Origin of the sequence: Thalassospira sp. (assembly GCF_048059015.1) — a bacterium.
Classification (GTDB): Bacteria; Pseudomonadota; Alphaproteobacteria; order Rhodospirillales; family Thalassospiraceae; genus Thalassospira.
Genome location: NZ_JBLLNT010000003.1, coordinates 1 through 25,370 on the forward strand (window position 1 = coordinate 1; position 25,370 = coordinate 25,370).

At 53.7% G+C, this 25,370-nt stretch carries 25 protein-coding genes; 10 read left to right on the forward strand and 15 right to left on the reverse strand.

Annotated features, from left to right (window positions below):
* Positions 1–361, forward strand: a 361-nt coding sequence (locus tag ACMZ66_RS03875; RefSeq protein ID WP_416934618.1) for an HAD-IA family hydrolase, incomplete at its 5' end; no start/stop codon positions are given.
* A 120-nt stretch (positions 362–481) separates the two neighbouring features.
* Here ACMZ66_RS03875 and ACMZ66_RS03880 read toward each other — a convergent pair.
* Positions 482–937 carry a bactofilin family protein gene (locus tag ACMZ66_RS03880; protein ID WP_416934620.1) on the reverse strand — a complete coding sequence of 152 codons (456 nt, stop codon included), beginning with the start codon at positions 935–937 and terminating at the stop codon, positions 482–484.
* Positions 897–2,039: a peptidoglycan DD-metalloendopeptidase family protein gene (locus ACMZ66_RS03885; RefSeq protein WP_416934622.1), complete on the reverse strand. Its 1,143-nt coding sequence runs from the start codon at positions 2,037–2,039 to the stop codon at positions 897–899. Before ACMZ66_RS03885 ends, ACMZ66_RS03880 begins: the two co-directional genes overlap by 41 nt.
* A gap of 425 nt (positions 2,040–2,464) precedes the next feature.
* Between ACMZ66_RS03885 and ACMZ66_RS03890 the strand changes: the two genes are divergently transcribed.
* The gene (locus ACMZ66_RS03890) at positions 2,465–2,947 is read left to right on the forward strand and encodes a phosphatidylglycerophosphatase A (protein WP_416934624.1); all 483 of its coding nucleotides are present in this window, start codon (positions 2,465–2,467) and stop codon (positions 2,945–2,947) included.
* A gap of 4 nt (positions 2,948–2,951) precedes the next feature.
* Positions 2,952–3,452, forward strand: a complete 501-nt coding sequence (locus ACMZ66_RS03895; protein WP_416934626.1) for a CinA family protein — start codon at positions 2,952–2,954, stop codon at positions 3,450–3,452.
* Positions 3,453–3,488: 36 nt separating this feature from the next.
* Here ACMZ66_RS03895 and ACMZ66_RS03900 read toward each other — a convergent pair whose 3' ends face one another.
* From ACMZ66_RS03900 to tpiA, 12 genes are all read right to left on the reverse strand, one after another.
* The gene (locus ACMZ66_RS03900) at positions 3,489–3,947 is read right to left on the reverse strand and encodes a type II toxin-antitoxin system RatA family toxin (RefSeq protein WP_416934628.1); all 459 of its coding nucleotides are present in this window, start codon (positions 3,945–3,947) and stop codon (positions 3,489–3,491) included.
* A gap of 38 nt (positions 3,948–3,985) precedes the next feature.
* On the reverse strand, positions 3,986–4,984 hold the full coding sequence (gene lipA, locus ACMZ66_RS03905; RefSeq protein WP_416934630.1) for a lipoyl synthase: 999 nt from the start codon (positions 4,982–4,984) through the stop codon (positions 3,986–3,988).
* A 118-nt stretch (positions 4,985–5,102) separates the two neighbouring features.
* A complete protein-coding gene (gene lpdA / locus ACMZ66_RS03910) occupies positions 5,103–6,500 on the reverse strand; it encodes a dihydrolipoyl dehydrogenase (protein WP_416934632.1) in 1,398 nt (465 codons plus the stop codon).
* Positions 6,501–6,595: 95 nt separating this feature from the next.
* Complete coding sequence (locus tag ACMZ66_RS03915; RefSeq protein WP_416934634.1) at positions 6,596–7,903, reverse strand: pyruvate dehydrogenase complex dihydrolipoamide acetyltransferase; 1,308 nt, start codon at positions 7,901–7,903, stop codon at positions 6,596–6,598.
* 64 nt (positions 7,904–7,967) lie between these two features.
* Positions 7,968–9,410, reverse strand: a complete 1,443-nt coding sequence (locus tag ACMZ66_RS03920; RefSeq protein WP_416934635.1) for a pyruvate dehydrogenase complex E1 component subunit beta — start codon at positions 9,408–9,410, stop codon at positions 7,968–7,970.
* A gap of 54 nt (positions 9,411–9,464) precedes the next feature.
* Positions 9,465–10,475 carry a pyruvate dehydrogenase (acetyl-transferring) E1 component subunit alpha gene (pdhA, locus tag ACMZ66_RS03925; protein WP_416934637.1) on the reverse strand — a complete coding sequence of 337 codons (1,011 nt, stop codon included), beginning with the start codon at positions 10,473–10,475 and terminating at the stop codon, positions 9,465–9,467.
* Between the two features lie 553 nt (positions 10,476–11,028).
* A complete protein-coding gene (locus ACMZ66_RS03930) occupies positions 11,029–11,385 on the reverse strand; it encodes an FtsB family cell division protein (protein ID WP_416934639.1) in 357 nt (118 codons plus the stop codon).
* Between the two features lie 343 nt (positions 11,386–11,728).
* A complete protein-coding gene (gene eno / locus ACMZ66_RS03935) occupies positions 11,729–13,000 on the reverse strand; it encodes a phosphopyruvate hydratase (RefSeq protein ID WP_416934641.1) in 1,272 nt (423 codons plus the stop codon).
* A 106-nt stretch (positions 13,001–13,106) separates the two neighbouring features.
* On the reverse strand, positions 13,107–13,964 hold the full coding sequence (gene kdsA, locus ACMZ66_RS03940; RefSeq protein ID WP_416934643.1) for a 3-deoxy-8-phosphooctulonate synthase: 858 nt from the start codon (positions 13,962–13,964) through the stop codon (positions 13,107–13,109).
* Positions 13,965–14,026: 62 nt separating this feature from the next.
* Entirely contained in the window at positions 14,027–15,655 is a 1,629-nt protein-coding gene (locus ACMZ66_RS03945; protein ID WP_416934645.1) for a CTP synthase, read from the reverse strand.
* A 125-nt stretch (positions 15,656–15,780) separates the two neighbouring features.
* On the reverse strand, positions 15,781–16,119 hold the full coding sequence (secG, locus tag ACMZ66_RS03950) for a preprotein translocase subunit SecG (RefSeq protein ID WP_416934647.1): 339 nt from the start codon (positions 16,117–16,119) through the stop codon (positions 15,781–15,783).
* A 97-nt stretch (positions 16,120–16,216) separates the two neighbouring features.
* Positions 16,217–16,972 (reverse strand): triose-phosphate isomerase, encoded by a 756-nt coding sequence (gene tpiA, locus ACMZ66_RS03955; protein ID WP_416934649.1) that lies wholly within the window; start codon positions 16,970–16,972, stop codon positions 16,217–16,219.
* A gap of 332 nt (positions 16,973–17,304) precedes the next feature.
* On the opposite strand from tpiA, the gene ACMZ66_RS03960 reads away from it, so the two are divergent.
* From ACMZ66_RS03960 to trpE, 3 genes are all read left to right on the forward strand, one after another.
* Positions 17,305–18,150 (forward strand): SurA N-terminal domain-containing protein, encoded by an 846-nt coding sequence (locus ACMZ66_RS03960; protein WP_416934651.1) that lies wholly within the window; start codon positions 17,305–17,307, stop codon positions 18,148–18,150.
* Positions 18,134–19,198 (forward strand): peptidylprolyl isomerase, encoded by a 1,065-nt coding sequence (locus ACMZ66_RS03965; RefSeq protein WP_416935616.1) that lies wholly within the window; start codon positions 18,134–18,136, stop codon positions 19,196–19,198. Before ACMZ66_RS03960 ends, ACMZ66_RS03965 begins: the two co-directional genes overlap by 17 nt.
* Positions 19,199–19,303: 105 nt before the next feature.
* A complete protein-coding gene (gene trpE, locus ACMZ66_RS03970) occupies positions 19,304–20,803 on the forward strand; it encodes an anthranilate synthase component I (RefSeq protein ID WP_416934653.1) in 1,500 nt (499 codons plus the stop codon).
* Between the two features lie 73 nt (positions 20,804–20,876).
* On the opposite strand, the gene ACMZ66_RS03975 is transcribed toward trpE, so the two are convergent.
* Complete coding sequence (locus ACMZ66_RS03975) at positions 20,877–22,103, reverse strand: divergent polysaccharide deacetylase family protein (RefSeq protein ID WP_416934655.1); 1,227 nt, start codon at positions 22,101–22,103, stop codon at positions 20,877–20,879.
* 268 nt (positions 22,104–22,371) lie between these two features.
* On the opposite strand from ACMZ66_RS03975, the gene ACMZ66_RS03980 reads away from it, so the two are divergent.
* Genes ACMZ66_RS03980 through moaC form a run of 4 tightly spaced genes read left to right on the forward strand, consistent with a single transcriptional unit; the run spans position 22,372 to position 25,305 of the window.
* On the forward strand, positions 22,372–22,944 hold the full coding sequence (locus ACMZ66_RS03980; protein WP_416934657.1) for an anthranilate synthase component II: 573 nt from the start codon (positions 22,372–22,374) through the stop codon (positions 22,942–22,944).
* A gap of 33 nt (positions 22,945–22,977) precedes the next feature.
* Positions 22,978–24,012, forward strand: coding sequence for an anthranilate phosphoribosyltransferase (trpD, locus tag ACMZ66_RS03985; RefSeq protein ID WP_416934659.1), 1,035 nt, complete (start codon positions 22,978–22,980; stop codon positions 24,010–24,012).
* Positions 24,009–24,806, forward strand: a complete 798-nt coding sequence (trpC, locus tag ACMZ66_RS03990) for an indole-3-glycerol phosphate synthase TrpC (RefSeq protein WP_416934661.1) — start codon at positions 24,009–24,011, stop codon at positions 24,804–24,806. The genes trpD and trpC overlap by 4 nt, the downstream gene beginning before the upstream one ends.
* A gap of 19 nt (positions 24,807–24,825) precedes the next feature.
* Positions 24,826–25,305 (forward strand): cyclic pyranopterin monophosphate synthase MoaC, encoded by a 480-nt coding sequence (gene moaC, locus ACMZ66_RS03995; protein ID WP_416934663.1) that lies wholly within the window; start codon positions 24,826–24,828, stop codon positions 25,303–25,305.
* The last annotated feature ends 65 nt before the right edge of the window (positions 25,306–25,370 follow it).

The window sequence follows — 25,370 nt, forward strand, 5'->3', positions numbered from 1 at the left end:
ACAGGGTCACAAGCTTGCCATTCTATCGAATGGTGCAAAACATATGTTGATCTCGGCCGCCAAGTCATCGGGTATTCTGGCCCTGTTTGATCACATCATTTGCGTTGATGACCTTAAAACCTATAAGCCGCACCCAACCGTCTATCAGCTTGCGGTCGATAAACTCGAAGTCGAGGCTGCTGAAATATCGTTCCAGTCTTCAAATGGCTGGGACATCGCAGGTGCTGGACACTTTGGGTTCAGAACAGCCTGGATCAATCGGACCAAGCAACCAACCGAACGCTTGTCGCATACGGCTGATGTTGTTCTAGGTGGTCTTGATGAATTGCTTCCGCTCATCAAAGAACAGGCAAAGGCGTAGCGGGCGCTTTATACCCTGCTGACCGTGTAAGTTCGACCATAAGAAAAGGCAGGTCCAACCTCGGGCCTGCCTTTATCGTAGTGATGGTTAGAACAGGTCGGTTACGACCCCAACAAGTTATTACTTGTGTTCTTTTTTCACATTGGCTGCGACAACCTGCCCTGCCTGAATGACGGTAAGACCTCCTTCATCCGCAAGACTTTCGATCCGGCGGCAATGCCCTTCAATATGGGCGCCGGGTTCGATCGAAAGGCTTTCATGCAGAATGTCGCCCATCATCCGTGCAGTGTCCGATAGTGAAACATCACGTGCACGGACTTGACCGATGACAGCACCGCAAATGCGGATTTTGTCTGCAACGATTTCGCCACGGACTTCGCCGTGTTGACCAATCGTAAGGTTACGGGTGCGAATATCGCCATTTACCGAACCATCAACCTGAACATCTGATTCTGAGACCAGATCACCGGTTACGCGCAGATCAGCGTTGATAACCGAAAGGCCGCCTTTTTTTTCGGCTGTGTTTCCGTGTTTATTAGTCCCTGTTTGTGTCGTCTTGCTCGTTTTTGAAAACATAACGTCCCGCCTCAATAAACTTTAGGGGATTTACCGGCTTGTCATGGACCAACACTTCATAGTGAACATGGCTACCCGTGCTTCGCCCGGTGCTTCCCATTAACGCTATTTGGTCTTGGTAACGCACTTCGTCGCCCTTCTTTGCGAGGACCTTGTATAAATGGCCATAACGGGTTCGAACGCCGTTACCGTGATCGATTTCGACCATCTTCCCGTATTTTCCACTCCATCCTGCATGCACCACTTTGCCGGGTGCTGTCGCAAGAATGGGGGTTTTGATCGGCCCGGCTAGATCTACACCGGAATGAAAAGCCCACCGGCCATTGATGGGGTCTTTTCTCTTACCGAACGAACTCGATACGTAGTAGGACGTCGCAGGTTCACCAAGCGGCGCCTTTTTTATCCGTTCATGCAGGCTGGCCAAATGATCCATCCGGTCACCCAGAGCCATAGCTACACCGACAAATTCTTCGTCTTTAGGATGTTCTGGCTCAAACGCCACGAACGGACCACCAACGCCAGGTTCCGGCTCTGCGCCAGGGTCCTGAGGCTTCATTGGCGGTAACACGAATGCCTCTGGCAGTAAGCCGGTCATTTCAAGAACGTTTTCCAGTTCCAGAATAGTAGTGTCAGCGGTTTCCGCGACACGCTGCATGGCCTGCTGTTGAACCGAGTGCAGATCAGCAATCCGCTGACGTGCGTCGCTCAGCTCGCCTTGAAGCTTTTTCGACCGCTGTAATGCCTGATCACGTTCGCGCATCACACGCGACATAACCGTTTCAACAGTCTCCAACTCGTCGCGCAGCGCAAGGTTCCTGTTGGTAATCCCGTCGATTTGCCCCTGAAGCGCATTCATCTGGTTGTCCATCGACGTGCGCAAAGCTGAAATCCGGACTTTCTCCTTCTCGCTATCAGCAAGCTTGGAGGTGTAATCCTGTACCCGCGCTTGGAGCTGCAGGTTCTTCTCCGCCATCGACAGCAGGTTGCGATGGGTGTCTTCCATTTGCGACGTGATCTCACCAAACCGGCGTTGGCTTTCGGTCACACGTGCAATCAGTCTATTATAGGACAATTCACTACGGAAAAGCTGTTCTTCACGCATGGCAAGGCGCTGATCAAGGTACCAGCTATAGCCGGTAACCCCTACTGACCAAGTAATTGCAGCAACCCCGAACGAGGCGAGCGCGACCTGCGCATATTTTCCAAGCCGAAGCTGGTAAACAAATCATTCGAACGGATCAGCAACTGCCGGTCCGGAAACCATTTATCCACCAAGCGACGAATGCCCTCAAACGCCGACATATTCAGTGTCTAACCCCTAATTGCCCGTAGTTACGCCCAGCTTCGCCGGACGGGTTAAGTTTCTTCTGACCCCACCTGAGACTTATTTTGTATTTCCTTTACGCTACCTGTATCTCGACACGCAAGCAAGCACGTTAACACATCCTTAATCGCAATTTTTTCACTGAGGATGGGTCATCATGTGCTACCAAAGCCCATCATTCACATCTCATACGTAAGCAGATAATGCCTTTTTCCCGTTTTTTGATTACCTGTGCCGCAACCTGGTTTTACAGCGGCAAGAGCCCAAAGGCACCCGGCACTGCCGGATCACTGGCAGCCCTGCCGTTTGGTTGGCTTATCTGGGTTTACGGCGGGAATAGCGCCTTAATCGTTGCAAGTATTATCGTTTTCGCGATCGGTGTTTGGGCTGCCCACCAATATAGCCATCTGCTCGGCATTCATGATGCTGGCGAAATCGTCATTGATGAAGTTGTCGGTCAATGGATGTGTCTGCTGGTCATTCCGCTAGGTGCCGGGTGGTCTGACTTGGTCTGGCTGCTGGTTGCTTTTGTTGCGTTCCGGATATTTGACATTGCCAAACCATGGCCTATTCGCTGGGTCGACCGTCGGGTTGGTGGCGGGTTTGGGATCATGTTTGATGACGTTCTTGCCGGCGTATTCGCCATGATTTCGTTGGTCATCATAACGCAACTGATTGGTGGATAATTTCATGCAAATTGAACAAGATGTCCTTGATGCAGCCGCATCCCTGATCACCAAATGCAAAGCCAAGGGCGAGATGATCGCAACAGCAAAATCATGCACGGGCGGATTGATTACCGGCAGCTTGACCGCCGTTGATGGCAGCTCATCAGTCGTTGATTGCGGATTTGTCACCTATTCCAACGAAGCCAAACATGGCTTGATCGGTGTTGGCAATGACCTGCTCGAACAATTCGGTGCCGTTTCAGAACCTGCCGCGCGCGCCATGTGTGAAGGTGCGCTTGATCGCGCACCAAACGCCACCATTGCGGTTTCCGTAACCGGCATTGCTGGCCCAGGTGGCGGCACGGAAACGAAACCGGTTGGATTGGTTCATTTTGGTTGTGTCGGAAAAGATCGGAAGACCGTGACCTATCACGAGGTTTTTGCAGGAGATCGACATGCCGTGCGCAAGGCAACTGTGCTCAAGGCCTTTGCCCTGATCTCGGATATGATTGATCAAAAGTGATTGGAAATGACGGCGGCACGGGAGCTTGCCGCTGCCCTAGCCTTCCGATGATGGCAGTTCCGGTTCGCCATAAACTTCGCGGGCACGTGTTTCAAAAGCCCCGACCATCAGCTTGACCGCCTCGTTAAACACGACGCCGATCATTTTTTGCAACAATGCTGAGCGGAATTCAAAATCCACGAAGAAATCAAGCCAAGTGCCGCCATCTTCGTCCTCTTCAAACACCCAGTGGTTATTGAGGTATTTGAATGGCCCCTGCAGATATTCGACATCAACACGATGCGGACGCTGCAGGGTAACTTTGGATGTGTATTTCTCGCGGAACATCTTAAAGCCGATCACCAGATCGGCTTTAAGCACGTCCCCATCGCGCTTGCGCACACGTGATGCCACGCACCACGGGAGAAACTCGGAATAGGAATCGATATCCGCGACGAGTTCAAAGAGTTGTTCCGGCGTATAGGGCAGTTTCCTGCGCTCTGCATGCGTCGGCACTCGATATCTCCCCTTATCGTCGCGCGTATCGGTAAAGCTTATTGCGCAGCAGTTTCTGCGCGTGCAGCTTTGGCCTTGGCTTCTTCGGCGGCAGCCAGTTTCTTCTCGCGTGCTTCACGAAGCTGCTCGAAGTCACGGTCTGCGTGGTAGCTTGAACGGGTCAGCGGCGTTGCCGAAACCATCAAGAATCCTTTGCCACGTGCCATGGAAGCATATTCGTCAAACTCGTCCGGGGTCACAAAACGGTGGACCGGCTCGTGCTTGAGCGTCGGCTGCAGATACTGGCCAATCGTCAGGAAGTCGACATCTGCAACACGCAGATCGTCCATCACCTGTGCCAGTTCCTTGCGCTCTTCACCCAGACCAACCATCAGGCCGGATTTGGTAAAGATCGTCGGATCAATCTGCTTTACCCGGTCAAGGATGCGCAACGACTGATAGTAACGCGCGCCCGGACGGATATTGGTGTAAAGCCGCGGAACCGTTTCAAGGTTGTGGTTGAAAACGTCAGGACGGGCCTTTGCGACGATTTCCACTGCACCTGGTTTGTCACGGAAGTCCGGGGTCAGAATTTCGATGGTGGTTTCCGGCGATTTATGACGGATGGCCTCGATCACGCGGGCAAAGTGCGCAGCACCGCCATCGGCAAGGTCATCACGGTCAACCGAGGTGATCACAACATGCTTAAGCTGCATGTCGGCAACCGCCATCGCCAGATTTTCCGGCTCGAACGGATCAAGCGCGTTCGGCATACCGGTTTTCACGTTACAGAAAGAACATGCACGGGTGCAGGTATCGCCCATAATCATGAAGGATGCGTGTTTCTTCTGCCAGCATTCACCGATATTCGGGCATGCGGCTTCTTCGCAAACGGTATGCAGGTTCAAACCACGCGCGAGCTCGCGGGTTTCCTGATAGCCCTTGGAGGTTGGCGCCTTAACGCGAATCCAGGACGGCTTGCGTCCGGATGGACGATCAGGCCGTTTTTGCTTTTCCGGGTGACGAAGTGCTTTTTCTTCGCTACGCGCCGTCGACATAGAGTTACCTCCGAAGGATTGGACGGGCGGCAATTTGCCGCCACGCCACGCATTTGTCAAACCGACATTCGTCAAAAAAGGTCATACCGGGCATGTGCGCCCGGTAAAACCCGATATTTTAGAAGTGGATCGCACGACCATATGCGTCAAGAACCAACTCATGCATCATTTCTGACAGGGTGGGATGCGGGAAGACCGTATGCATCAGGTCTTCCTCGGTCGTCTCAAGGCCCATGGCAACCACAAAGCCCTGAATGAGCTCGGTCACTTCGGTACCGACCATGTGCGCGCCAAGCAATTCACCGGTTTTGGCATCAAAGACGGTTTTCACCAGACCTTCTGCCTCGCCCAGTGCAACAGCCTTGCCATTGCCAATGAACGGGAACTTGCCAACCTTGACCTCATAGCCGGCTTCTTTTGCCTTGGCTTCGGTCAAGCCGACACTAGCGACCTGCGGATGGCAATAGGTGCAACCCGGGATCTTGCGCGGATCAAGCGGATGAACGCCTTTAACGCCTGCGATCTTCTCGACACAAATAACGCCTTCATGTTCGGCCTTGTGTGCCAGCATCGGCGGACCTGCAACGTCACCAATCGCGTAGATGCCCGGCTCTGCGGTTGCCGAATAATCATCAGTACCGATCACGTTGCGATCAACTTTGACCTTGGTGGTTTCAAGGCCAAGGTTTTCGGTGTTTCCGATCACGCCAACAGCAGAAATCACACGATCAACAGTAAGTTCCTGTTTCTTGCCGTCTTTGGTTTCAACCGTGACAACAACGTTATCTGCATTGCGCTTGAGATTGGCGACCTTTGCTTCGGTCAGGATTTTCATCCCGTCCTTGGTCATCATTTTCTGCGCAAGTGCTGCAACTTCCTTGTCTTCAACCGGCATGATCCGCGGCATGATCTCAACCACGGTCACATCAGCGCCCATGGTGTGATAGAAGCTGGCGAACTCAATACCGATTGCACCGGAACCGACAACAACAAGGCTTTTGGGCATTTTGTCCGGCGTCATCGCCTTCTTGTAATCCCAAACCACTTTGCCATCAGCTTCAAGGCCCGGCAGCGAACGTGCACGTGCGCCGGTAGCAATGATATAGCTTTTCGCGGTGTAAGTGCCGGCATCTTTGCCCGTTACAACGATCTTTTTCGGACCATCAAACTTGGCTTCGCCGTTGATCACGGTGACCTTGTTCTTCTTGAGAAGATGGCCAACACCACCAGAAAGCTGTTTGGATACACCACGCGAACGCTCGATCACGGCATCAATATCAAAGGACGGCTTTTCACAAGAAAGACCATATGCCTTTGCATGGTTCATGTTGCGGTAAACTTCAGCTGAACGCAGAAGCGCCTTGGTCGGGATACAACCCCAGTTAAGGCAAATGCCACCAAGATGTTCACGTTCAACAACAGCCGTTTTCAGGCCAAGCTGGGCAGCACGGATTGCGGTTACATAACCACCCGGACCTGCACCAATCACGATTACGTCGAAATTGCTATCCGCCATCGTAGGATCTCCTTCGCCTGCCCGTCACCGGTCACAGGTCTTGAAATTCAAATGCTTGCGGGGACTAGTTAAAGTCCCCGCGCAACTTTGGAACCTCAGAGCAACATGCTCAGCGGATCTTCGATCAGCTTTTTGAATTCAGCCATGAACTCAGCACCAACCGCACCATCGACCGCACGGTGGTCAACAGACAGCGTGCAGCTCATGACGGTCGCAACGGCCAGTGCGCCATCCTTGACGACCGGGCGCTGTTCGCCAGCACCAACGGCAAGGATGCAACCCTGCGGCGGGTTGATGATGGCAGAGAAGCTCTTGATACCAAACATACCGAGGTTGGAAACCGAGAAGGTCCCGCCCTGATAGTCTTCCGGCATCAGTTTGCCGTCGCGTGCCTTGCCAGCCAGTGCTTTCATCTCAGACGAGATTTCAGCAAGACCCTTGGAGCCCGCATCGCGGACAACTGGCGTGATCAGGCCACCCTCAATGGCAACTGCCACCGAGATATCCTGTTTCTTGCACTGCAAGGTCGCCTTGTCGGTCCAGATGGAGTTTGCAGCAGGAACTTTTTTGAGTGCCAAAGAGACTGCACGGATAACAAAGTCGTTCACCGAGATTTTGACACCGTCGCCAGCTTTTTCGTTAAGCTGTTTACGGGTGGCAAGCAGGTTGTCGAGTTCGCAATCGACCGTAAGGTAGAAATGCGGAACCTGCTGTTTGGATTCGGTCAGACGACGCGCGATGGTTTTGCGCATGCCGCTGTTCGGAATTTCTTCGTATTCCGGCAGACCATTGAGATCCGGGTTCCAGCCAGATGCTGCCGGGGCAGCAGCCGCAGCCGGTGCGGACGGTGCAGCAGATGCTGCTGACGGGGCGCCAGCGGCCGGTTTGGATGCCATGGCGGCCTCAACATCGCGTTTAACAACGCGACCACGCGGGCCAGAGCCCGACACACCAGCAAGGTCAACGCCTTCGTTCGCAGCAATGCGACGTGCAAGCGGGCTTGCCTTGACACGCTCACCACCCGCACCCGGGGCTGCCGGTGCCGGACTTGCTGCCGCTGGGGTAGCAGACGGTGCAGGTGCGGCTTCAGCGGCCGGAGCAGCAGCAGGTGCAGCGCCAGCAGCAGAGGTATCAGCACCATCAAGAGCAGATGCGTCTTCGTCTTCTTCAAGCAGAAGCGCGATAACTTCGTTCACAGGAACACCTTCGCTGCCTTCGGCAACAAGGATTTTACCGATCGTGCCTTCGTCGACGGCTTCGACTTCCATCGTGGCTTTGTCGGTTTCGATTTCTGCGATGACATCGCCCGATTCAACGGTGTCACCTTCCTTGACGTGCCATTTGGCCAAGGTGCCTTCGGTCATGGTCGGCGACAGGGCCGGCATCAATACTTTTACAGGCATGAACACATTCTCCCGGTAACGGGGCGGCGCGCTTTGTGTTGGCGCCTGCCCCTGTCCGTATCACTTAGCGATAGCAAACGGCCTTGGCCGCATCGACGATGTGCTGCTCTTGCGGAAGCGCAAGCGCTTCAAGGTTGGCAGCATACGGCATCGGAACATCTTCGCCGGTTACACGGGCAACCGGTGCATCGAGATAGTCAAAGGCATGTTCCATGACCACCGATGCGATTTCCGAACCGATGCCGGCGAAGTGCCAGCCTTCTTCACAGGTAACCAGACGATTGGTCTTCATTACCGAGCGAATAATGGTGTTCACATCAAGCGGACGGATCGTACGCAGGTTGATAACCTCAGCCGAGATGCCCTGCTCTGCCAGTTTTTCGGCAGCCTTGAGCGCCTTGCCAACCATGATCGAGAAAGCAACGATGGTAACATCGGTACCTTCGCGTTCGATCTTGGCCTGACCGATCGGCAGAACGAAATCTTCGTCGTCAGGAACTTCGAAGCTCTGACCGTACATGATTTCGTTTTCAAGGAAGACAACCGGGTTCGGATCGCGGATAGCGGCCTTCAGAAGACCTTTGGCATCAGCAGCCGACCACGGTGCGATAACCTTCAGCCCCGGGCAATGTGCATACCAAGATGCATAGCACTGCGAGTGCTGTGCACCAACGCGGGCAGCAGCACCGTTCGGACCACGGAAGACGATCGGGCAACCAAGCTGGCCACCAGACATGTAAAGCGTCTTGGCCGCAGAGTTGATGATGTGGTCGATTGCCTGCATCGCGAAGTTAAAGGTCATGAATTCGACAATCGGCTTCAGCCCCATAAAGGCAGAACCGGTCGCCATACCCGTGAAACCGATTTCGGTAATCGGGGTATCGACGACGCGACGGTCACCGAATTCATCAAGCAGACCCTGGGTAACCTTGTAGGCACCCTGATACTGCGCAACTTCTTCGCCCATGACGAAGACGTTTTCGTCACCACGCATTTCTTCAGCCATTGCATCACGCAGGGCTTCACGAACGGTCTGGGTTTTAAAGCTGGTGTAGGTTTTTTCGTCCTGGGTCGCGTTCATCACGCTCATCGCGCGCGGTTCTGCTTCAGAACGTTCAATCGCACCACTCGCAGCAACCGGTGCGGCACTTGCCGTGCTGGCAGCCGGTGCTTCTTCAGCAGCCGGAGCAGCAGGTGCAAATTCTGCGGCCGCCGGAGCAGTGCCCGACGATGCAGAGACGTTATCGAGTGCAGATGCGTCTTCGCCTTCTTCAAGGATATAGGCGATCACGGCATTTACCGCGACGTTTTCGGTACCTTCGGCAATGATCAGCTTACCCACAGTACCTTCATCGACGGCTTCGACTTCCATCGTCGCTTTGTCGGTTTCGATTTCTGCGATGACGTCACCGGATGCGACAGTGTCGCCTTCCTTGATGTTCCATTTGGCAAGCGTGCCTTCGGTCATGGTCGGCGACAGGGCCGGCATCAAAACTTCAATCGGCATTGTTCCCTCTCTCCCGGGAAATATCGGTCAAAAGCGGTTCGCGAAATGTCGCGATCACGCGTCGATCAGAATATCGGTGAACAGTTCAGAAACATCCGGTTCCGGGCTGTTCTGCGCGAACTCGGCCGCTTTTGCGACTTCGGATTTCACTTCCTTGTCGATATCCTTAAGGCCAGCTTCATCGATAATGTTGCCATCGATCAGAAGCTTTTTGACCATATCGATCGGGTCGTGTTCCTTGCGCATCTTGTCGAGTTCGTCCTTGGTGCGATATTTCGCCGGGTCGGACATCGAGTGACCGCGGTAACGGTAGGTTTTGAGCTCAAGAATGTATGGGCCCTTGCCTTCGCGGCAATGCTTGACAGCGCGTTCGCCTGCTTCCTTGACCGCAAGAACGTCCATGCCATCAACCTGTTCGCCCGGAATGCCATAGGCCATACCGCGCTGATAAAGATCAGGGCTTGAAGAGTGACGCTGGGTTGAGGTGCCCATAGCGTACTGGTTGTTCTCGATGCAATAGATCACCGGAAGTTGCCAGAGAGCGGCCATGTTGAAGGCTTCATAGACCTGCCCCTGGTTGACGGCACCGTCACCCAAATAGGTCAGACATACACGGTCTTCACCGCGATATTTGTAATTGAAGGCAATACCGGTTCCGAGCGGAACCTGACCACCAACGATACCGTGTCCGCCATAGAAGTTCTTTTCTTTGGAGAACATGTGCATCGAGCCGCCTTTGCCGCGGGAATAACCGCCTTCGCGGCCCGTCAGCTCGGCCATGACGCCACCAGCATCCATGCCACATGCCAGCATATGGCCGTGGTCACGGTAACTGGTGATAACACCATCGTCGCCGGTGATGGCAGCCTGCATGCCGACAACGACTGCTTCCTGCCCGATATAGAGGTGGCAGAAGCCACCGATAAGACCCATGCCATACAGCTGACCGGCTTTTTCTTCAAAGCGACGGATCAGAAGCATTTCACGGTAATATTTGAGGAGATCGTCACTGCTCGCCTGGTTGTCGGCGCGCGTAGTGGCGCGTTTGCGTTTTGTGGTCGCCATGTTTCCTCCCGGTGGATGGCTATCGCTTAAGCATCATGTATGAGCGCTTAATTCGGTACTGGACCACCGAAATGACTACCTAAAACGACCGCCTAGGGCAAGCAATCAAACTTCGAATAAACTGTTGTTTTGCAACGCACAATCACAAATAAACCTATTTATGGTTAATTGATAAGATTTCGCAAAGATGTAGAGATGCAGAGTTTTCAGCTACTTGAGCGGATGCTTTAAAATCCGTTCGTGCCTATATGTCACAAATGCTATGCTTTCATGACGATAATACCGCATAGCCGTTGTAATCTGATTACAACTCAGGGAATGCGCGTAATATCAATGCGCTCAACCCTGAACTCATACAAAAGCGTGATCAACCAGAAGTCAGTTTAAACAACGACTTATCCGATAACGTTTATTACTGAAAAAACTTCACAACTGTGAATTACCGCACACTTGGCCCTGCCCGGCGCGATAAGCAGCCCTTTTCGCCTGCGATCATAAACTGATCAGGCGTATGGATTCTCTATACAATCAGATGAGGGTGTTTTCACGTAAATCAGTTGCTGTTTGCAGCAACCGTCGTTGCAAGATCACCATAGCCATCGCGATGGAATAAGATGACATCATCGGGATGGGCCGCATTAAGCATGGCGCGCGCCCGTTCATCCAAAAGGTCTGGATCAAGGTGGCTGGCACGTAAGGAAAGGACATGTTGCTCAAGCGCCTTTCGACGTTCTGTCGTCTCGTCCAGCACTTTGGCAATGTCAGTTACGCGATCCTGCATCGACCAATAGGTCAGCAAACCACGCTCGCCCTCCACACTGTGGAAGATGAAATAGGCCATGACGGTAAATGCAATAACCGGTGCGACAGCCTGTTTCAGGCGACGAAAGACCGGTGAATTTGACGACATTTACTATTGCCCCTTGCGCGGTCACGCGATTTTGGCGACGACCCAAACCATTCCGGATATATAACATTAAAATAACATACGTTATTTCCCTTGTTATTCAGACACATAGCATCTGACAAGGTCATAAACCCGGCAACATTACCGTTTAAATAGCGCATAGTTCGGTAAAAATAGAGTTAAGCCGCAACTACAAAGCCATTGATCTACGCTCAATTCGCTAATCCTGATATTGGCTTTTGCCCCGTCGAACCGGACGCGAAACCAAACGCCAAAATGCAAACAGGCCGCCTGAAACATGCTCAGGCGGCCTGTTATTTCAGGGCGAGATCCCTCGCCGATCAGATTACTTCAGGATCGAACGACCCGGGAAGTAAGCACCAGCATCGAGAAGCTCTTCGATACGGATCAGCTGGTTGTATTTCGCCATACGGTCAGAACGCGAAAGCGAACCGGTTTTAATCTGGCCACAGTTGGTCGCAACAGCAAGATCAGCAATGGTTAAGTCTTCGGTTTCGCCCGAACGGTGCGACATGACGGCGGTGTAGCCAGCACGGTGTGCCATTTCGACCGCTTCAAGGGTCTCAGACAGCGTACCGATCTGGTTAACCTTGACCAGGATCGAGTTCGCAACGCCTTTTTTGATGCCGTCAGCAAGACGTTTCGGGTTGGTCACGAACAGGTCATCACCAACAAGCTGGGTTTTGGCACCAATAGCTGCGGTCAGTTCTGCCCAGCCATCCCAATCGTCTTCTGCCATACCGTCTTCGATGGAGAAGATCGGGTATTTGCCAACGAGGTCGGCCCAGTATTTGACCATACCGGACGAATCAAGGGTCTTGCCCTCGCCCGCCAATACATAGTTACCGCCTTTGTAGAATTCGGTCGAAGCGGCATCAAGTGCCAGTACGACGTCTTCTTCCGGGCGGTAGCCAGCAGCTTCGATCGACTTCATAACGTAGCTGATCGCAGCTTCGGTCGATGCGATGTTCGGCGCGAAACCACCTTCATCACCGACATTGGTGTTCAGGCCATCAGCAGACAGAGCTTTTTTCAGGTTATGGAAGATTTCCGCACCCATACGGATCGCGTCAGAGCAGGTCTCAGCCGAAACCGGCATGATCATGAATTCCTGAACGTCGATCGGGTTGTCGGCATGCTCGCCACCGTTGATGATGTTCATCATCGGAACCGGAAGCGTGCGTGCGAACGAACCACCAACATAGCGATACAGCGGAAGACCTGCGTCTTCAGCAGCTGCTTTGGCAGTTGCAAGCGAAACACCAAGGATCGCATTGGCGCCGAGGCGGGATTTGTTTTCGGTACCGTCAAGATCGATCATGACGTTATCGACAGCAACCTGGTCTTCGGCATCCATGCCAGCCAGTGCTTCAAAAATCTCACCATTGACCGCGGCAACAGCCTTGGTCACGCCTTTGCCAAGATAACGGTCTTCTTTGTCGCGAAGTTCAACAGCTTCGTGGGCACCGGTGGATGCACCCGACGGAACGGCAGCACGGCCAAAGGCGCCATTTTCCAGGGTTACATCAACTTCGACCGTCGGGTTACCACGGCTGTCAAGGATTTCGCGGCCGCGAATATCGATAATAGCGGTCATGACAGAAACGTTCTCCTCACTGGTAGGAACCATGCCTTTTTTGTAAGGGCATGCAGGTTACAGCAAAAAAGAATGCCGCCAATCACTGACTGGCGGCATTTGATACTTATGCGTCGAACATGTCCAGACGAACCGGATTGGCTTTTGCCACTTTGTCCAATTCCATCAGAACCGAAAGAACTTCGGGCAACTTGTTCAACGGGATCTGGTTCGGGCCATCGGAAATGGCCGTTGCCGGGTTATCGTGGGTTTCGATAAACAGTGCCGCGATACCAACCGATACGGCCGCACGAGCAAGAACGGGCGCGAATTCGCGCTGACCACCTGATGAGGTGCCCTGTCCGCCCGGCTGCTGAACCGAATGGGTTGCATCAAAGACAACTGGGTAGCCCTGACGGGCCATGGTGGGAAGTCCGCGGAAGTCCGTGACAAGCGTGTTATAGCCAAAGCTGGTCCCACGGTCACAGAGCATAATGTTTTCATTGCCGGTCGATGCCAGATTGTTGGCAACATTGACCATGTCCCAAGGGGCCAGGAACTGGCCCTTTTTGACATTGACCGCACGACCGGTTTTGCCTGCCGCCTGCAACAAATCCGCCTGACGGCACAGGAATGCCGGGATCTGAAGGATGTCGGCAACTTCGGCAACAGCTGCACACTGATCAGGCAAATGCACGTCAGTGACAATCGGAAGACCGGTGGTGGCCTTCACTTCTGCCAGGATATCAAGACCTTCGGACAGACCGACACCACGTTTGGAGGTGGTGCTGGTACGGTTGGCCTTGTCAAACGAGCTTTTGTAAACCAGTCCGATGCCCAGCCCTTCGGAAAGTTCCTTAAGGGCTGCGGACATCTCAAGTGCATGTTGACGGCTCTCGATCGCGCATGGGCCTGCCAGAACGGCAAACGGCTTGTCATTGGCGATTTCGATATTGCCGACTTTGAGGGTTTTAATTTCGGTCATTTCAATGACTTTCAGACAATCATGTGGGCACGCGGCCATTCATGCAGTCGGACTGCAGTCTCTTACACCAGACGGCTGCGCTCTTTGGCGGCCTTGATGTAAGAGACGAACAGCGGATGCGGGTCAAGCGGACGCGACCGCAGTTCCGGGTGGAACTGAACGCCGATGAACCACGGATGATCCGGGTATTCGACGATTTCCGGCAGACGACCGTCTGGCGACAAGCCAGAGAATTTAAGACCTTTTTCCTCAAGCTGCGGCATGAAGTTTACGTTAACTTCATAACGGTGGCGGTGACGTTCAAGAACAGTTTCACTGCCATAGATGTCACGTGCGCGCGTGCCGTCAACCAGCTTGCACTCATAATTGCCAAGACGCATGGTGCCGCCCAGATCATCTTCGCCAGAACGACGTTCTACCGAACCACCATCTTTCGCCCATTCGGTCATCAGACCAACAAGCGGGGTTTTGGTCGGGCCGAACTCGGACGAAGACGCATCTTTCAGGCCAGCAAGGTGACGGGCTGCTTCAAGAACAGCCATCTGCATGCCAAAGCAAATGCCGAAATACGGAACCTTGTTTTCACGGGCATAACGTGCAGCGGCAATCTTGCCTTCTGCGCCACGCTCGCCAAAACCACCCGGAACCATGATCGCATCAAGCTTCGACAGGATTTCGTTGACGTTGCCTTCTTTTTCCAGCGCGTCAGACGCAATCCATTCCAGATTGACACGAACCTTGTTGGCGATACCGCCATGGGTCAGTGCTTCGGTCAGGGATTTGTATGCATCGGGCAACTGGATGTATTTACCAACGATACCGATGGTAACTTCGCCTTCCGGGTTACGGATGGTGTTGCAAATGTCTTCCCACGGCTGCAGATCCGGTTCCTGCGCCTGAAGACCGAAGTGATGAAGCACTTCATTGTCCAGACCGTACTGATGGTAGCTGATCGGAACCTGATAGATATTGTCGACGTCATATGCCGGAATAACGGCTGCTTCGCGGACGTTACAGAAACGTGCGATCTTGCGGCGTTCGTTGATCGGGATTTCACGATCACAACGGCACAGAAGAATATCAGGCTGAATACCGACGCTTTGCAGTTCCTTGACCGAGTGCTGGGTCGGCTTGGTTTTAAGCTCACCCGCAGAGGAGATATAAGGAACAAGCGTCAGGTGCATGAACAACGCACGGCCATCGCCAAGGTCGTTGCCCATCTGACGGATCGCTTCAAGGAACGGAAGGCTTTCGATATCACCAACCGTGCCGCCGATTTCGACAAGGACAAAGTCCTCGGTCGCATCGGACATGACGAATTCCTTGATCGCATCGGTGATGTGCGGAATGACCTGAACGGTCCCGCCAAGGTAATCCCCGCGGCGCTCACGTGCGATGACGTTGGAATAAATACGGCCGGTGGTCACGTTATCTGATCGGCGCGATGAGACGCCAGTGAAACGCTCATAGTGGCCCAGATCAAGGTCGGTCTCTGCACCGTCTTCGGTGACATAGCATTCGCCATGCTGGTACGGGCTCATGGTGCCCGGATCGACGTTGATATACGGGTCAAGCTTACGCAGACGAACGGTAAAGCCACGTGCCTGTAACGAAGCACCCAAAGCAGCGGAAGCCAGGCCCTTGCCCAGCGATGAAACAACGCCACCGGTGATAAAGATATAACGAGTCATTTCTTTGCCTCATCTCAAAGCACAAAGCCTCGGTTCAATGCCGTTTAGTGCATCACGAACCGGGGAATACAACAATCAAAAATTGAGGCGGCAAGTTTGCCGCCTCTGGTCGTCGGTTAATTTGTTTAGCGGGTCGGAGCCGCCGGGCCGGTGTCCTCAGCGGGTTCAGTAACCGCCGGGGCCGAAGCCGGTGCCTGCTCCAAGATCGAAGCTGGCTTGGTGTGGCTGTTGGACTGCAGCGCAAGAATGATACTGGTGATCATGAATGCACCTGCAAGAATCGCAGTGGTACGGGTCAGCAGGTTTGCAGCGCCGCGTGAACTCATCACGCCGAAGCCACCGCCTCCTCCGCCGCCGCCACTTCCGCCGATACCAAGCCCACCGCCCTCGCTGCGCTGTACGAGAATTACGGCGATCAAGCCAAGCGCAAGAAGAAGGTGGATTACCAGAATGACTGTTTGCATGGTCTCGAAACTCTTGTCCTAACTTCCGATCCGAACGCAATTTGGCCCGGACCGGGCATAAATTTGATGCGTATTTAACGCGTTTTATGGCTGTTGGCTAGGCGCAAGTTTCAATAATTTGCCAAAAATCTTCAACCTTCAGGCTCGCCCCGCCGACAAGCGCGCCATCGACATCGGCGACACCCAGCAATTCTGCAGCGTTAGACGGTTTGACAGAACCACCATAAAGAATACGGAATTCATTACCGTCTTCAAAACGTGCAACAAGTTCAGCACGGATCGCGGCATGAACTTCTGCAACTTCTGCAACGCTTGCCGTACGGCCCGTACCAATCGCCCAGACCGGCTCATAGGCAATTACGGTATTCTTTGCGGTCGCCCCATCTGGAACCGAAACAGCCACCTGCCCGTTCACGACCGGAAGCGTCGCGCCAAGATCGCGTTCTTCATCGGTTTCGCCAACACAAACCACCGCGATCAGACCCGCATCATGTGCAGCAATTGCCTTTTTACGGATATCGGTCGAGCTTTCACCATGATCTGCACGGCGTTCAGAGTGCCCCACCAGAACATAACCGGCACCAATGTCAGCAAGCATCGGGGCGGCAACATCACCGGTATGCGCACCAGACGTCGCAACATGGCAATCCTGACCACCAACAGCCACCGCGCTATCCTTGGTCGCAGCAACGACTTCTGAAAGCAGCGTTGCCGGCGGGCAAACAAGGATATCGCAACCAAGTGTTCCTTTTTCAGACGCCTTTGCCGCAAGGCTTGATGCCAGTGCAAGACCATCTGCGCGCAGACAGTTCATTTTCCAGTTTCCGGCAATCAGGGGACGGCGTTGGGTCATTGAAGGATACCTCGTGCTGGTCATATTTTTGACATTTGTCTTTTATAACAAACCGATAACAGCAAAATTTCGCACGTTACGAATTGTTACAAGATCAGTTTCGTTGCGGGTTTTAGCATGTCAGTCCCGATGGGCCAAGTACCGGAAATCACGCGTCGATGCATTTCAGGGCGTGTTGGTGTGCACTTCCATGCAATCGCCTGTTGCCGCTGTTACCTCTCGCCATTAAGATGCCCGGCAATTTCGTCGGGATTTCGGTTCGCAGACGATCATAATTAAAAGCTGTCGATACATTATATCGACACCAAACCACGAATTGTTAGGCTTATCATATGCTTGCTGGCATTCGCACATTTTCGAAATCAATCTTTGCCAAGATCATCTTTGGCGTGATTGCACTGAGCTTCGTTATCTGGGGCCTGAACGCGTCGATGCTGAACCTTGGCACGTCTCGTGAAGTTGCCGAAATCGGCAGCCAAAAAGTCACCCCGGTCGAACTGGACCGCGCCTTCCAGCGCAGCGTGCAGAATATGCGAAATGTATTCGGCCCGAATTTCAACCAGCAGCAGGCCGTGCAGATGGGCCTTCTGAACAATACGGTCCAGTCGATTGTATCCCAGAAGGTTCTGCGTGAAGATGCCAAGAACATTGGTATCGGCATCAGCGATGACAAAGTTCGTGACACGATCTTTGCCTCGGACAACTTCAAGGATCCGACCACCGGCCAGTTCAGCCGTGATCGTTTCCTTCAGTCGCTTTATCAGGCTGGTTACACCGAGCAGGAATTCATCGAAGGCGTTCGTGGTGATCTGATGAGCCAGCAGGTTGTTGGCAGCCTGACTGGCACCGCAAGCGTTCCGGACATAATGGCAAAGCAGATCGTTGCCTATCGCAATGAACAGCGCGCTGGCTCCTACTTTGCGCTTAACGCTTCTGAGTTTGCTGACATCGCGACCGCCGATGATGCCACCCTTCGTGCCTATCACGAAGAAAACGCTCCGCAGTTCACCGCACCGGAAAGCCGTGATGTCACGCTTGCGACCCTGAGTGCAGCCGACCTGATGGCAACCGTTACGGTCAGCGAAGAAGAAATCGCTGAAGTCTTACAAACAGCGCGAAGCCGAATTTCAGGTTCCGGAAAAGCGTACGGTCGAGCAGATCCTGTTTGCGCCGAATGACGAACAGTCGGCACTGGAAGCCTATAAGAAGCTTCAGGGTGGCGCAGACTTCATGGAAGTCGCCGCTGAAGCAGGCATGGATAAGTCACTTGTTAAGCTTGGTGAATTCACCGCAAACGACATCCTCCCGGATCTGAGCGAAGCAACCTTTGCCCTGTCAGAAGGTGGTGTGTCCGAGCCGGTTGAAACCGCACTTGGCTGGCACATCATTCGTGTTCCGTCCATCACGGCAGGCAGCACCCAGACCCTTGATGAAGTTCGCGACATTATTGTTGATGGCCTGAAGCAGTTCAAAGCTGAAGACGCGATCTATGATCTTGCCGCAACCTTTGATGAGGAACTTGGTGCAGGTACTGCGATTGAAGATGCGGCACGCGACGTTGGCGCAAAGACCTATAAGTTGAACGGTGTTGTCCGTGGTGAAGGCCTTGCAGGCGAAGCCATCGACGGTGCAGATGAAATCAATGCGAAGATCTTCGAACTTGAAAGTGGCGAAGAAAGCTTCCTTGAAGAAACAGCAACCGGCACTCGTTTCGTTGTACGTCTTGAAAACATCACCCCGTCTGCCCTGCGTCCGTTCGAAGACGTCCGTGAAGATGTCATCGCAGCATGGGAAGCCGATGAACGTCAGAAGCTGATGCTGGCCAAGGCTGAAGAACTCGCCAACAGCATCAACACCACGGGTGCTGATCTTATAGGTCTGGCATCTGAAGACGGCGCGTCGGTCATGGAAAGCGGCCTGACCAAGCGTACCGGTCAGGGCCTTGGTGAAGATGTGAACCCGGCTGTTGCCGCCGCCCTCTTCACCCTTGAAGAGCGCAAGGCAAAAGCAATCCAGACCGGCGAAGACGTTTTGGTCGTCAAGCTTGATGAAATCAAGTCGGCAGATGCCAACACGGTTGATGCCGGCCGTGTGACGGATGAGCTTAAAGAAGCCATCAACGAAGACATCCTAGCGCAGTACCTGACGTACCTGCGTGAAGAAATCTCGGTCAGTGTGAATAACAGCGTGATCAACGGGCTTTATGCCCCGACCGCTGCAAACTGATCCTGAAAATGGGGCGACCGGTTGAACTGGTCGCCCTTTTTCTTTTTATAAGAACCACATTTCAAAATACCAAAGACCAGCAATCGGCGAGTAATCGGATAGACCATGGAAATCAAACCGGATTTCACCAGCTTCAAGCAAAACTATGACAACGGCATCTCGCAGGTTCTTTGGACCGCATTGACCGCCGATCTTGATACGCCAGTCTCGGCGTTCCTCAAGATTGCCGAGGGCATGCCAAATACCTATTTGCTTAAATCTGTTGAAGGCGGTGCCGTTCGCGGACGTTATTCGTTCCTTGGACTGAAGCCTGATCTGATCTGGCGTTGCTTTGGCGACAAGGCGGAACTTAACCGCCGCGCGATGGCCGATGCCGAGGCATTTGTTGCCGAAGATGCGGCACCGCTTGATAGCCTCAAGAAACTGATTGCTGAAAGCCATATCGAGCTTCCTCACAATCTGCCGCCGATGAGTGCCGGTCTCGTCGGCTATATGGGTTATGACACCGTCCGCTTGATGGAAAAGCTTCCTGACAGCAACAAGGACGAGCTTGGCGTCCCTGATGGCATTTTCATTCGCCCGACCGTGACGGCAAGCTTTGACACTATCGAAGATACCGTTACCGTAGTGACCCCGGTCCGTCCGGAAGCAGGTATCAGTGCCGATGCCGCCTATGACCTTGCCTGTGCACGTTTGAATGACGTCGTGCAACAGTTCCAGCGTAACCTGTTCATTGATCGCCGCTCAAAGTCGGTGCCAGACACCCTGCCCGATCCAAAGGTCAGTGTCGATGAAGCCGGTTTCCACGATATGGTCGAGAAAGCCAAGGACTACATTCGCGCAGGCGATATCTTCCAGGTTGTTCTGTCACAGCGCTATACGCTGCCCTATCAGCTGCCGCCATTTGCATTTTACCGCGCGTTGCGGCGCATCAACCCGTCACCTTTCATGTTCTATCTTGATATCGGTGGTTTTCAGGTTGTTGGCGCAAGCCCCGAAATTCTGGTCCGTCTGCGTGATGGCGAAGTCACCATACGCCCGATTGCTGGGACCCGTCGTCGTGGCAAGACGCCTGATGATGACAAGGTCATGGCGCAGGACCTTTTGGATGACCCAAAAGAACGCTCAGAACATCTGATGCTGCTTGATCTTGGCCGTAACGATGTCGGTCGTGTTTCCAAACCGGGCACGGTGCGCGTCACCGACCGCGAACAGATCGAATATTATTCGCATGTCATGCATATCGTATCGAACGTGGTTGGTCAGATCGACGAGACCAAATATGACGCGATGGATGCGCTTAAGGCAGGTTTCCCGGCCGGAACCGTATCCGGTGCGCCAAAGGTACGTGCGATGGAAATCATTGACGAGCTTGAGACTGTGCGCCGTGGCATCTATGCGGGCTGTATCGGTTACATCTCGGCCGATGGATCGATGGACACCTGCATCGCGCTCCGCACCGCCGTCATCAAGGACGAGAAAATCCACATTCAGGCTGGCGCAGGCGTTGTTGTCGATAGCAAGCCGGAACTGGAACACAAGGAATGCCAGAACAAGGCAGGTGCACTCATGGCCGCCGCCCGTGAAGCCCATCGCTTTGCGTAGTTCTTTTCGTTTCTGAATATGAAAAAGAGCCGCACGATTTGTGCGGCCCTTTCTATTTTCTGATTTAAGCGCCCTAGCCCGTTGCATGCTGCGATGACCGACGCAAAACATCGGTGATCGGCACCAGAACAAAGCCCTTTGCGAGGATTTCCGGGATCCATTTTTGAAGTGCGCCAATCGTCAGATCACGCGGATGACCAATCGCAATGGCAAACCCTTGCTTGCGGGCGACATTTTCAGTGCGTGCCAACATATCGGCAATCTTGGCCGCATCATCAGCATCATCGATAAAGATGTCGCGCGTGATGGCGGGCACCCCGAACGCATTGGCTGTCGAGTACCCCACAGACTTCGCACTGGTACGGGAATCCAGGAACATTAATCCGCGCGACTTCATGACTTCCATGACGATCTTCATGCGTTCCGGATCTGATGTGAATTTGCTGCCCATATGGTTGTTCACCCCAACATAACCGTCAAAGCGATCCAGCATCCAGTTCATTTCATTGATGATGGTCTGACGATCATAATCAGCCAACAAGGCGTGTGGCCCCGGATCCACTGATTTAGACGACGGCTCCATCGGCATATGTAGCATCACTTCATGCCCGGCCTTGCGCGCGGCATTGACCTGCGGCTGAAGATCACGGGCATACGGAAGATAGGCAATCGTGATCGGGCCCGGCAGATCGACCGTGCGTGCGGTGCGCGGCTGATCAAGGCCGGCATCATCAATCACGATGGCGATAACCGGCTTCTGACCGGTTTCCGGTGTCAGTGCGGCGTATTTACGCCATGGCACGTCATTTCCAGCCGGTCCAATGGCAGTTGCAGGCATATCCGAACCACTATCGCCCGGAAGAATTTGGTTCGATCCGGCTGATTGTTCCGACTGCGGTTTGGATGGAGCGACAAAGCCAGACAGCCCTTGGGTGCTTGAACCGGTATTTGCCGCACCATCACGGTTTCCGCCCACCAAGTATCCGGTACGGTCGCGGGTGGATGACGGTGCATTTTCCGACAGCTGATAATCTTTGCGCAGCATCGGGGTCGGTTCCGGCTCTGCCAAGGCATAATTCGGGGCCTTTTGATCAGAAGCACGGCCAAACTCATCAGATGCGCGATCAAGTTCAAGCATGCTGCCAACGGCAATCATGGCAGATAGCGTGCCCGCAACAAAGGCGCCGCCCAACATCAGGCGACCAATACCGCCCGTTTTCTTTTTCGGGGCGGCTTTCTTGCGGGTAGATTTCTTGGGTGCCGCCTTTTTACGTTTGGCGGTCGTTGCCCGGCGTGCCACGCTGTGGTCTCCAGTATCGTTCGCTGGGTGCTCGCAGGTGCTGCGCGTATCGCACGGCTCCTTCCCATATGGTGATTATACACCGATCGTGTCGGCTGTTGTTGAGATGTTTTTAAACGGTTCTGGTTAGCACCGCGTTAAGAGAACGTTATCACCAGACAGACGTGACAACCGGGCATAGGAAAAAACCCTTACCGTGCTTCCGCTTGACGTAGCGGCAATGGCGTTTATTCTCTGCCAACCTTAATGTGCACAGGCCTTCTTTCTGATGTATCTCCTCATCGATAATTACGACAGCTTCACATTCAATTTGTGGCATTACCTGCGCGAACTCGGCCCCGAGGTCGAAGTGCGCCGCAATGATGAGGTCACGGTCGAAGAGGCACTGGCTCTTAACCCCGAAGGTATTGTGATTTCGCCCGGTCCCTGTGACCCGGAACGTGCTGGCATCTGCCTTGATCTGATCAAGGCGTCTGCTGGCAAGGTCAAACTTCTAGGCGTTTGCCTTGGCCATCAATCGATTGGTCAGGCCTTTGGTGGCAAAGTCATTCGCGCGCCGCATTGCATGCATGGCAAAACCGACGCGATGAAGCATTCCGGCACCAGCGTTTTTGCCGGATTGCCAAGCCCATTTGAAGCAACCCGCTATCATTCACTGGTTATTGAACGCGAAACTTTGCCCGACAGCCTTGAAATCACGGCTGAAAGCGAAGATGGTCTGATCATGGGCGTGCGTCACAAAACCCATCAGATCCATGGCGTTCAGTTCCATCCCGAAAGCATTGCTTCGGAACATGGGCACGCCCTGCTAAAGAATTTTATCGACTATACCGGCGCCTGAACCCGCACCGGACTGCAAACCGAGGAACACCGTATGTCGACTGATAATGATCTGAAGCCGATTTTGGCCAAAGTCGCAGATGGCGAGAAACTAAGCGAAGCCATGGCCGAACAGGCATTCAGTGTGCTGATGTCAGGTCAGGCCACCCCGTCCCAGATGGGCGCGTTTCTGATGGGTTTGCGTATTCGCGGTGAAACCGTTGATGAGATTACCGGTGCAGCCCGCGTCATGCGCGAAAAGGCAACCGGCATCATTGCCCCGGAAAACTCGGTCGACACCTGTGGCACCGGCGGTGATGGCAGCGGCACATTCAACATTTCGACTGGCGCTGCGATTGTCGCGGCTGCAGCTGGTGCGACCGTTGCCAAGCATGGTAACCGCGCAGCATCGTCGAAATCGGGTTCTGCCGATGTTCTGATGGCGCTTGGCGTGAACCTTGATGCGGATATGAAGCTTCTGGAAAAGGCGCTTCGCGAGATCAATCTGTGCTTCATGATGGCGACCCGTCACCATTCAGCAATGCGTCACGTGATGCCAACCCGCGTTGAAATGGGCACACGTACGATCTTTAACCTGCTTGGCCCGCTTGCCAACCCGGCGAAAACCAAACGTCAGGTCATGGGCGTTTTTGCCAAGGAATGGGTTGAGCCGGTTGCCAATGTGCTAAACCGTCTTGGATCGGTCCATGCATGGGTTGTCCATGGTCACAGTGGCCTTGATGAAATCTCGACCACCGGCCCGACATTCGTCGCCGAGGTCAAAGACGGCAAGGTCACGACATTTGAAATCAGCCCGGAGCAGTTTGGTCTTGCAACTGCGACCCTTGATGATCTTAAGGGCGGTGATGCGGATATGAACGCCAAGGCGATCCTTGATCTTTTGGCAGCAAAGCCTGGTCCCTATCGCGATATCGTTTTGATGAATGCTGGTGCGGCGCTTGTGGTCACGGGCGTTGCATCAGATCTTGCAGATGGTATTGCCAAGGCAGCCCAGGCAATTGATAGCGGCAAGGCGGCAGAGACGCTACAGGGTCTTGTGACGATTACCAACGAAGGAAATGCAGCGTGAGCGACGTTCTCGAAAAGATCTGCAACGACAAGCGTGACCATGTCGCAGCCTGCAAGGCGCGTAAAACTCTTGGCACGCTCGAAGCAGAGGCAAAGGCACAATCAGCACCGCGTGGGTTCATCAATGCGCTTGAAACCAGTGTTGCAGCCGGTCGCTATGGCCTGATTGCCGAAATTAAAAAGGCATCCCCGTCCAAGGGCCTGATCCGTCCGGATTTCAACCCGCCAGAACTTGCCAGGGCCTATCAGGCTGGTGGGGCAAGCTGCCTTTCGGTTTTGACCGATGTGCCCTATTTCCAGGGTGATGACAGCTATCTGGTGGCAGCGCGTGCTGCTGTTGATCTTCCGGCCCTTCGCAAGGATTTCATGGTTGATCCGTATCAGATCACCGAAGCACGTGCATTGGGTGCCGATTGCATTCTTTTGATTATGGCTGCCCTTGATGATGCCTTGGCCGCCGAACTTGAAGATGCTGCGCACAGCCTTGGTATGGATGTTCTGATTGAAGTCCATAACGCGCCGGAACTTGAACGTGCGCTTAAGCTGAAATCACGTTTGGTCGGGGTAAATAACCGCAACCTCAAGACCATGGAAATTTCGCTTACCACGACTGAAGAGCTTGCTAGCATGGTCGATAAGGACCGCCTACTTGTCGCGGAAAGCGGTTTGTTCACGCCAGAACATCTGTCGCGCATGGCAAAGGTTGGCGCGCAATGCTTCCTGATTGGTGAAAGCCTGATGCGTCAGGATGATGTGACAGCAGCCACCCGCAATCTTCTTGGCCTGGCGGCCTGATCTTTACCGGACAGAATTGATGGCAGACAAGCTTTCGCATATCGACGGTGGCGGCAATGCCGTGATGGTGGATATCTCGGCCAAGGCCGATACAACCCGCATCGCAATCGCCAAGGCACGCGTTTTGATGTCATCTGAGACTGCAAAGCTGATCACAGAACGCGGCCATAAAAAGGGTGATGTTCTTGGCATTGCCCAGCTTGCCGGGATCATGGGCGCGAAAAAGACGCCTGATCTGATCCCGCTCTGTCATCCCCTGCCTTTGACGTCGGTTACGGTTGATTTGGAACTGGCCGACGGTGTCGATGCCGTCGATATCACTGCAACTTGCAAGACGACCGGCAAAACCGGTGTTGAGATGGAGGCCCTTACAGCGGCCTCTGTCGCGGCACTCACCGTGTTTGACATGTGCAAGGCGGTTGATAAGGCAATGCAGATCACCGATATCCGCGTGACACGCAAGGAAGGCGGAAAGTCGGGTACATTTATTGCCGATTAAGGCAAAGATTGTCCTGCACAACCCCATCAAACTTATACTTACTGCATGATTGATGGCCAATCTGG

Excerpts from the sequence above, each read along its gene's own strand:
- ACMZ66_RS03880 (WP_416934620.1), bottom strand. The coding sequence starts at position 937 with ATGTTTTCAAAAACGAGCAAGACGACACAAACAGGGACTAATAAACAC.
- ACMZ66_RS03885 (WP_416934622.1), bottom strand. The coding sequence starts at position 2,039 with ATGCGTGAAGAACAGCTTTTCCGTAGTGAATTGTCCTATAATAGACTG.
- pdhA (WP_416934637.1), bottom strand. The coding sequence starts at position 10,475 with ATGGCGACCACAAAACGCAAACGCGCCACTACGCGCGCCGACAACCAG.
- ACMZ66_RS03945 (WP_416934645.1), bottom strand. The coding sequence starts at position 15,655 with ATGACTCGTTATATCTTTATCACCGGTGGCGTTGTTTCATCGCTGGGC.
- kdsA (WP_416934643.1), bottom strand. The coding sequence starts at position 13,964 with ATGACCGAAATTAAAACCCTCAAAGTCGGCAATATCGAAATCGCCAAT.
- ACMZ66_RS03915 (WP_416934634.1), bottom strand. The coding sequence starts at position 7,903 with ATGCCTGTAAAAGTATTGATGCCGGCCCTGTCGCCGACCATGACCGAA.
- lipA (WP_416934630.1), bottom strand. The coding sequence starts at position 4,984 with ATGTCGACGGCGCGTAGCGAAGAAAAAGCACTTCGTCACCCGGAAAAG.
- moaC (WP_416934663.1), top strand. The coding sequence starts at position 24,826 with ATGGCAGACAAGCTTTCGCATATCGACGGTGGCGGCAATGCCGTGATG.
- ACMZ66_RS03895 (WP_416934626.1), top strand. The coding sequence starts at position 2,952 with ATGCAAATTGAACAAGATGTCCTTGATGCAGCCGCATCCCTGATCACC.
- tpiA (WP_416934649.1), bottom strand. The coding sequence starts at position 16,972 with ATGACCCAACGCCGTCCCCTGATTGCCGGAAACTGGAAAATGAACTGT.
- trpE (WP_416934653.1), top strand. The coding sequence starts at position 19,304 with ATGGAAATCAAACCGGATTTCACCAGCTTCAAGCAAAACTATGACAAC.
- ACMZ66_RS03960 (WP_416934651.1), top strand. The coding sequence starts at position 17,305 with ATGCTTGCTGGCATTCGCACATTTTCGAAATCAATCTTTGCCAAGATC.
- ACMZ66_RS03980 (WP_416934657.1), top strand. The coding sequence starts at position 22,372 with ATGTATCTCCTCATCGATAATTACGACAGCTTCACATTCAATTTGTGG.
- eno (WP_416934641.1), bottom strand. The coding sequence starts at position 13,000 with ATGACCGCTATTATCGATATTCGCGGCCGCGAAATCCTTGACAGCCGT.
- lpdA (WP_416934632.1), bottom strand. The coding sequence starts at position 6,500 with ATGGCGGATAGCAATTTCGACGTAATCGTGATTGGTGCAGGTCCGGGT.
- ACMZ66_RS03920 (WP_416934635.1), bottom strand. The coding sequence starts at position 9,410 with ATGCCGATTGAAGTTTTGATGCCGGCCCTGTCGCCGACCATGACCGAA.
- secG (WP_416934647.1), bottom strand. The coding sequence starts at position 16,119 with ATGCAAACAGTCATTCTGGTAATCCACCTTCTTCTTGCGCTTGGCTTG.
- ACMZ66_RS03890 (WP_416934624.1), top strand. The coding sequence starts at position 2,465 with ATGCCTTTTTCCCGTTTTTTGATTACCTGTGCCGCAACCTGGTTTTAC.
- ACMZ66_RS03930 (WP_416934639.1), bottom strand. The coding sequence starts at position 11,385 with ATGTCGTCAAATTCACCGGTCTTTCGTCGCCTGAAACAGGCTGTCGCA.
- trpD (WP_416934659.1), top strand. The coding sequence starts at position 22,978 with ATGTCGACTGATAATGATCTGAAGCCGATTTTGGCCAAAGTCGCAGAT.